Genomic DNA, 6765 nt, shown 5'->3' on the forward strand with positions numbered 1-6765 from the left:
ATGGTTGAGTACTGGCCGCTTGTTGCCGGCATGCTGGTCGTCGGGACGGGCGCTGGCTTGCTCAATGGCGAGACGACCAAGGTCGGCATGACGGTGATCCCGAAGGAGCGTTCCGGGATGGCGTCGGGTGTATCGGGCACGACGCGTTTCACCGGACTAGTGATCGGCATCGCTGCACTCGGCGTTGTGCTTTACGCTCGTGTTCATGGCATTGTCGCCCAGGCGTTGCCGTCGATCGATGCGGCCGCGCGCCTGCGTCTCGTACAGGACATCACTGCTGGTCGCCTGGCCAGCGTGGCACTGCCGGGAATCGACGCAGCGACGTTGCACACGTTGGCCGTCAACAGCTTCGCAGGGGGTTATCAGGCGCTGTTTCTGTGTGCGGCAGCGTTCATGGCAGTGGCAACGTGGCTCACGTGGAAGCTGGTCAATCCGGCTGAAACGCCGCCCATCGGCATCGCTGCCGGACAAAGCAAGTAGACACTCCGGTATTGCGGCCAACGGGAATGCCGTCACCTCGCAGACGAGTCACGCATAGCTCGCTAGAAACATGTCGGCGGCAGACTCCGCTACCCGCCTTTGCTCGTCCACGCTGAGCGGCGGTTGCCCCATCGTCACCTGGGGCCAGAACGCAAACGCTTTTACGAGACCCTGCAACTGCTGTGAAGCGAAAGCCGGGTCCGGCGTGTTCAGGCGGCCATCCTCAGCAGCTGCGCGAATCCAGCACGTCAGGTCTTCCTCGCGCTCACCCATGCGCGCCACCATATCGCGCGCGCGTTCCGGCGAATGAATGCCCGCCGCGATCGCAACGCGGGCGAGGGACAAGAACGCCTCATCATTCAAAAGGCGAAGCTTCTTCAGGAGAAGCTGCAGAAGTTGCCCGCGTAATGGATGCCCGGAGGAATACACCGGCGCTTGATCTGTGTCACTTGACTCCCACAACTGCCGCAGGATCGCCGCGAACAACGCTTCCTTGCTTGGGAAATGGTTGTAGACCGTACGCTTGGAGACGCACGCGCGCGCCGCAACGCGATCCATGCTGGTCGCATCGAAGCCCGCCGCCAGAAATTCCTGGATTGCCGCGTCGATGATCGCGGCACGCTTGCGGTCGGTAAGACGTAAGGAGGTATCGACGATATTCATTGGCAAATTTTACACCAGGTAGTTTACTTTTCTTGAAAACAAACTACACTGGGCAGTCTACTTCGCATATCGAGGCGCCCTAGATGGCATCATTCACCGGTTCAATTCGCCGCACCCTGGGCCTGACAGCGGCGCAACGCGGGCGTGGTCTGTTCAGCGCCTCTACCCAGCACGACGGGACCCGCTTTCGCAACGTCAAGCCGCGTCCGGTCGAGGGAATCCGCAAGACCGCAAGCATCATCTGGAACATCATCTTTCACAAACCGGACGGTACGCGACCGGCACACAGACTTCCCGTCGATCCGCTGTCGCGCGAGCAGCTCGACGCAGCGCCCGATCGGAGTTTGTATCGGCTGGGACATTCGACCATGCTGCTCAAGCTTCGTGGTCAGTTCTGGTTGACCGACCCCGTCTTCGCAGAACGTGCGTCGCCCTTCAGGCAGTTCGGCCCGAAGCGCTTTCATGCGCCACCCATCTCGCTCGAAGATCTGCCTGCGCTTCGCGGTGTGATCCTGTCGCATGACCACTACGACCACCTGGACCGCGAAACGGTACTGGCGCTCGCGGCCAAGACCGCGGTGTTTCTGACGCCGCTGGGCGTGGGTGATCGCCTGGTCGAATGGGGTATCGACGCATCGAAAGTACGCCAGTTCGACTGGTGGCAAGGTACCGAGATCGAAGGCTTGCAATTTACGGCCACACCGGCGCAACATTTTTCGGGCCGCAGTCTGTTCGACGGCAACAGCACCTTATGGGCCTCGTGGGTCATCGTCGATAACGGTTTGCGTCTGTTCTTCAGCGGCGATACCGGCTACTTCGACGGGTTCAAGACCATTGGCGAACGACTCGGTCCGTTCGACGTAACCATGCTCGAAACGGGCGCTTACGACGCCCAGTGGCCGTATGTCCACATGCAGCCTGAAGAAACCATACAGGCGCACACCGATCTGCAAGGACGATGGATCGTGCCGGTTCATAACGGCACGTTCGATCTGGCGATGCATCGCTGGCAGGAACCCTACGAGCGCGCGGTCGCACTTGCCGCCGCGCGTGGCATTCCTCTCGCGACGCCGCGCATGGGAGAGCGGCTCGACCTGACGACGCCGCATCACGGTGAGCGGTGGTGGCGAGATGTTGCTGACGTTGCGCACGTGTCGACGGCTCCGCGCCGCTGGTTTTCGTGCGGGCGCACTCGGCAAACCAATCCGTGACACCGTTGCAGCGCCCGCTCTCGCCCGGCTCGCCTCAACGGCCGCTCTCAACCAGCGCGGAACCGTCGCTCTCGAGAGGCTTCGCCGTGCGATCCCAAGGCGGCTCATCGCCGAACGTTTCGGCCAGGTAATCCACAAAGCGGCGCACCTTGAGCGGTATGCGCTGCGCGCTGGGATAAACCGCCTGGATCGTCAGATTGGCCGTGCGATACGCCGGCAGCAGCGCGACGAGTTCGCCGCGCCGGAGGTGCTCGCCGAACACGAATGTCGGACCGTACGCAATACCGGCGTCGGCGAGGGCTGCAGCGAGAAGCATTTGCGTGTTGTTGGCTGTCATCCGGCTTGGTCCGTCGATGACGTGCGCGCGGTTTTTTGCATCGAACAATGTCCAGTCGCCGGCCGATACAGCTTCACTGAAAGCAAGTCGTTGCGCACGCATCAAGTCGGCAGGCTTGCGCGGCGTTCCATGGCGCTTCAGGTAGGCGGGAGACGCACACACGACCATGCGGCACGGCGCAAGCCGGCGCGTAACAAGTCCAGGGTCTTCCAGCCGTCCGATCCGGATTGCGACGTCGACACCTGCATCGATCAGATCGACATAGCGGTCTCCAAGCAGCACTTCCACGTTGACGTGCGGGTGATCGTCCAGATAGCGCGCCACGATCTCGCCCAGATGCATCGCGCCGAACGTGACCGGCGCCGCGACGCGCAGCACACCGCGCGCCGTGCCTTGCGAATCGCTTGCTTCACGCCTTGCTTCGTCGAAGGCTTCGAGAATCCGCTTGCAGCGTTCGTAATAAGTCTGGCCGGTGTCGGTCAGACTCAAGCGCCGTGTGGTGCGCTGGAGCAACCGCGCATTCAGCTCGGACTCAAGGGCGCTTACGTGTTTGCCGGCCATTGCCGCCGATAGGCCAAAGCGGCGCGCTGCCGCCGCAAAACTGCCTTCCTCGACGGCGGCGACGAAAACGCCAAGGCTCGTGAGTCGATCCACGTCCCCTCCCTTCCTTTTCCAATTCGATAACAGGATTATCGACTGAAAACACCAATCAGCCAATTATCAAATTGAAGACTTGAATCTAACATTTCGCCATCAACTAACAAACGAGGGCACAGAAATGGACATCAAGTCGAACGGTGCGCGAATCCACGTCACGCAGCGCGGCAGCGGCGAGTTGGCGCTGGTGTTCCTGCATTACTACGGCGGCTCGTCGCGCACATGGGACGGGGTAGCAAGTGAATTGTCCGACCGCTATAGAACCGTCGCCACCGATCACCGCGGCTGGGGCGATTCCGAGGCGCCTGCCGACGGCTACGGCATCGCCGACCTTGCCGCCGACGCCGAAGGCGTCATCGATGCGCTGGGGCTGCAGCGTTACGTTCTGGTCGGCCATTCGATGGGCGGGAAGGTTGCTCAACTTATCGCATCGCGTCGGCCGAACGGGCTCGAAGGTCTTGTGCTTGTTGCGCCTTCACCGCCGTCGCCGATACTCCTGTCCGACGAGCAACGTGCGACGTTGGCCGGCGCGTATCAATCGCGCGAATCGGTTGAATTCGTGATCGATCACGTCCTGACCGCGCGATCGCTCGACGCCGCTCGCCGCGAGCAAGTCATCGAGGACAGCCTGAGGGGCGCACCGCAGGCGAAGGCAGCCTGGCCAAACGTGGCCATGCGCGAAGACATTACAGCAGCGATGGCGTCAATCGATGCGCCGACCATGATCATCTCAGGCGAGCTTGACCAGGTCGATCCCGTCGCAACACTGCAGGCGCAATTGTTGCCTCGCATCCCGCACGCGGCGATGCACGTCCTGCCCGGAACGGGGCACTTGTCGCCGCTGGAGGCGCCCGCCGAGGTGGCGCAACTCATTGCGCGATTCGTCGCTGCGATTGAGGGCGAGTCCGTCGTGTTGGCCCTGCAGGATATGACGCCGTAACCGGCCATAAGGACTACATCATGAACAAACCTTCCATCGCTGCGATTCCTATCCTGCCGTTCGGCATGGTCCACTGCCACCTGATCGTCGGTGCAAGGGGCTGCGTCCTCGTCGATACCGGCACGCCAGGCTCGGAGGAAAAGATTGGCCGCGCTCTGATGGAGCACGGTCGCGGATTCCGAGATGTGACGCTGATCGTGGTCACTCATGCGCACACGGATCATGCCGGTTCGGCTGCACGATTGCGTGAACTGACGGGCGCACCAATCCTGGCTCATGCCGGAGATCTGGACTACTACGAGCAGCGCAAGGAGATGACATACTGCGTCGCGCATTGGTGGGGCCCGCTCTTCTTGCGCTCTGGCTTACCCCGCGAACCGTACTTGCCGTTCACGCCTGACATCCTGCTGCAGGACGATGCCAGCTTTGATCTGAGCCCTTACGGAATCGACGGCGTGGCAAGGCACACCCCAGGCCACACGGCCGGCTCCGTGTCGGTCGAACTGGGCAGTGGAGACGCGTTGGTCGGCGACCTCGTCGCATCTGGAGTCTTTCTTGGGGGATTGGTACGCAAGGGACACGCCATGCGCCCCCCGTTCGAAGATGACCCGCAAGCTGTCAGCGGTGAATTGATAGGAATGGTGGACGCGGGTATGCAACGCTTTCATATGGGCCATGGCGGCCCTCTGAATGCTGCGGAAGTGCGCCGGCATGCTCTCTCGTTGCGGAAGCAGAAGCCCGGGCGCAAATACGGGATGGAGGCTGGCGTGTGTACATGTGCCAGCCACAAGCTCGCTGAGGTTGTTGATTAAGGTGGTGGCATCTTGCCAGCCACGAATTGCTTGGTCAGCACGCGTGCTCGTTTCTTTCGCGCGAATTTCCTTCAACGGTCCACGCAGCTTCGCCCGGACCCTGCAACCTTGACGGCTACAGCTTTCCACCGTTGATTGGAAAAAGCGGCTTTCCGTCTCTGGAAGACAATCCCCACTTTTTAAGCAGCGCGTCGTAGACACCATCTTTCTGCAGTTTCAAAAGCGCTTGTTGAACCGATGACGCCAGTTGCTTTCCCTTTTCATCGACGCCAAAGCCGATGCCATATGGCGCCAGCGGATTGAAATAGACGACCTTGTATTTTGCGGGCGTTTTGCTGGCGTTGTAATAGCCCACTGGCGAGTCCACCCATGCCACTTCGCTGACGCCCGTCGAAAGCGAAAGCAGTGTCATATTGGAGTCGGGATAGGTCGCGACCGTAAGCGGCTTTTTTCCCGCTTTGATACATGCGTCGCTGATCTTGGCACTTGCCTGTCCCGAAGCCGAGCCACGCGGTAGCGCAACCTGAAGGCCACACAGGTCATCGAGCGACTTCATTGACACATTCCTCGCCGGCGACGCGACGATGGTGTCGCCCATGTTCAGGTAATCGACGAACGTAACGACCGCGTGCCGGGACGTGAAATCGGAAAGCGACAGCAACACGTCAAAGCGATTTGCATTCAGCCCGGGGATCAGCGCGTCGAAAGACGACTGAACGAGCTCGAGCTTCAGGTTCAGCACGGCGGCGGCAGCAGACAAGAGGTCTGGTGTAAAGCCGGCGATATTGCCATCGTCATCTACGAACTTGATCGGCACGACATCAGGATTGACTCCTGCGAGCAACGTTCCGCGATCACGATAAAACTTCGGCACGGCCGCCGCGAGCGCGGCATCGGCCTTGACGTTCGGAACCTTGGATGAGTCCTCGCCCCGGGCAACTTGAGCGAGGAACAGCGAGGCGAAGACACACGCCGCCGTCCGGACGATGGTCCGGGACGTGCATCCTGTGCCGGTCAGAGGGTAAGAATTCATTCTAGTCAAACCTCGCTGAGTGAACGTAGCTTGCAACCAGTGAACTGCAATCGGCGCAGACCCTGTTACGCCGCTCTTAGTGTGCTCTGCGCGAAATCGCGCCTGTGCCATAAAAGGCAATCCGTCGCCATGTCCTCATTGACCGTTGCATCCGCCAACTGACCCACCATGATGCTATGTGTGAAACCGTCATGTACGGCGATCAGGTTGCAATCGAATACGACGACCGCACCGATCAGGATGGGCGAACCGGTGCTGCCGTCTTGCCACTGTCCCGGTTCGAAACGCTCCGCGCCGCGCGACGATGTGAAGCGCTTCGCGACCGCCGTCTGATCTGCGGACAGCAAGTTCACGGCAAACTTCTTCGTTCGTAAAATGACATCATGCGCGGACGCTGACTTGTTGATGCAGACCAGCATGGTCGCGGGATCTACGGACAGGCTGCATACCGAGGTCGCGAGCATGCCCGACGGCAAGCCGGCCTCTCGCGTGGTTATGGCCGTGACACCGCTGGCAAAGCACGTCATTGCGTGGCGGAACGCGTCAGCGTTCACATTGGTCGATATGGGCATGGCTCTTACTCGAAATTGATCGTGATGTTGGGCTTCATAGCGCGCCGCTTAGTCGCCGAA

General features: G+C 60.7%; 7 protein-coding genes and 1 pseudogene. 4 read left to right on the plus strand and 4 right to left on the minus strand.

Annotated features, from left to right (window positions below; all coding sequences use genetic code 11):
* Positions 1–480: pseudogene (locus ACFFAR_RS20475) on the plus strand (MFS transporter); the annotation flags it as partial.
* Between the two features lie 48 nt (positions 481–528).
* Here ACFFAR_RS20475 and ACFFAR_RS20480 read toward each other — a convergent pair.
* Positions 529–1143: a TetR/AcrR family transcriptional regulator gene (locus ACFFAR_RS20480; protein ID WP_086381604.1), complete on the minus strand. Its 615-nt coding sequence runs from the start codon at positions 1141–1143 to the stop codon at positions 529–531.
* 83 nt (positions 1144–1226) lie between these two features.
* On the opposite strand from ACFFAR_RS20480, the gene ACFFAR_RS20485 reads away from it, so the two are divergent.
* A complete protein-coding gene (locus ACFFAR_RS20485) occupies positions 1227–2354 on the plus strand; it encodes an MBL fold metallo-hydrolase (protein ID WP_174363849.1) in 1128 nt (375 codons plus the stop codon).
* Positions 2355–2388: 34 nt separating this feature from the next.
* On the opposite strand, the gene ACFFAR_RS20490 is transcribed toward ACFFAR_RS20485, so the two are convergent.
* The gene (locus ACFFAR_RS20490; RefSeq protein ID WP_174363848.1) at positions 2389–3345 is read right to left on the minus strand and encodes a LysR substrate-binding domain-containing protein; all 957 of its coding nucleotides are present in this window, start codon (positions 3343–3345) and stop codon (positions 2389–2391) included.
* Positions 3346–3469: 124 nt separating this feature from the next.
* Between ACFFAR_RS20490 and ACFFAR_RS20495 the strand changes: the two genes are divergently transcribed.
* Both ACFFAR_RS20495 and ACFFAR_RS20500 read left to right on the plus strand, forming a co-directional pair.
* Positions 3470–4288, plus strand: coding sequence for an alpha/beta fold hydrolase (locus tag ACFFAR_RS20495; protein WP_174363847.1), 819 nt, complete (start codon positions 3470–3472; stop codon positions 4286–4288).
* Between the two features lie 20 nt (positions 4289–4308).
* Complete coding sequence (locus ACFFAR_RS20500) at positions 4309–5100, plus strand: MBL fold metallo-hydrolase (protein WP_174363846.1); 792 nt, start codon at positions 4309–4311, stop codon at positions 5098–5100.
* 115 nt (positions 5101–5215) lie between these two features.
* Here the strand turns inward: ACFFAR_RS20500 and ACFFAR_RS20505 are convergent, their stop codons facing one another.
* Positions 5216–6133 (minus strand): transporter substrate-binding domain-containing protein, encoded by a 918-nt coding sequence (locus ACFFAR_RS20505; protein ID WP_174363845.1) that lies wholly within the window; start codon positions 6131–6133, stop codon positions 5216–5218.
* 65 nt (positions 6134–6198) lie between these two features.
* The gene (locus ACFFAR_RS20510) at positions 6199–6705 is read right to left on the minus strand and encodes a flavin reductase family protein (RefSeq protein ID WP_075358095.1); all 507 of its coding nucleotides are present in this window, start codon (positions 6703–6705) and stop codon (positions 6199–6201) included.
* Positions 6706–6765 lie beyond the last annotated feature (60 nt).

Source organism: uncultured Caballeronia sp., from assembly GCF_964243625.1.
Taxonomy (GTDB): domain Bacteria; phylum Pseudomonadota; class Gammaproteobacteria; order Burkholderiales; family Burkholderiaceae; genus Caballeronia.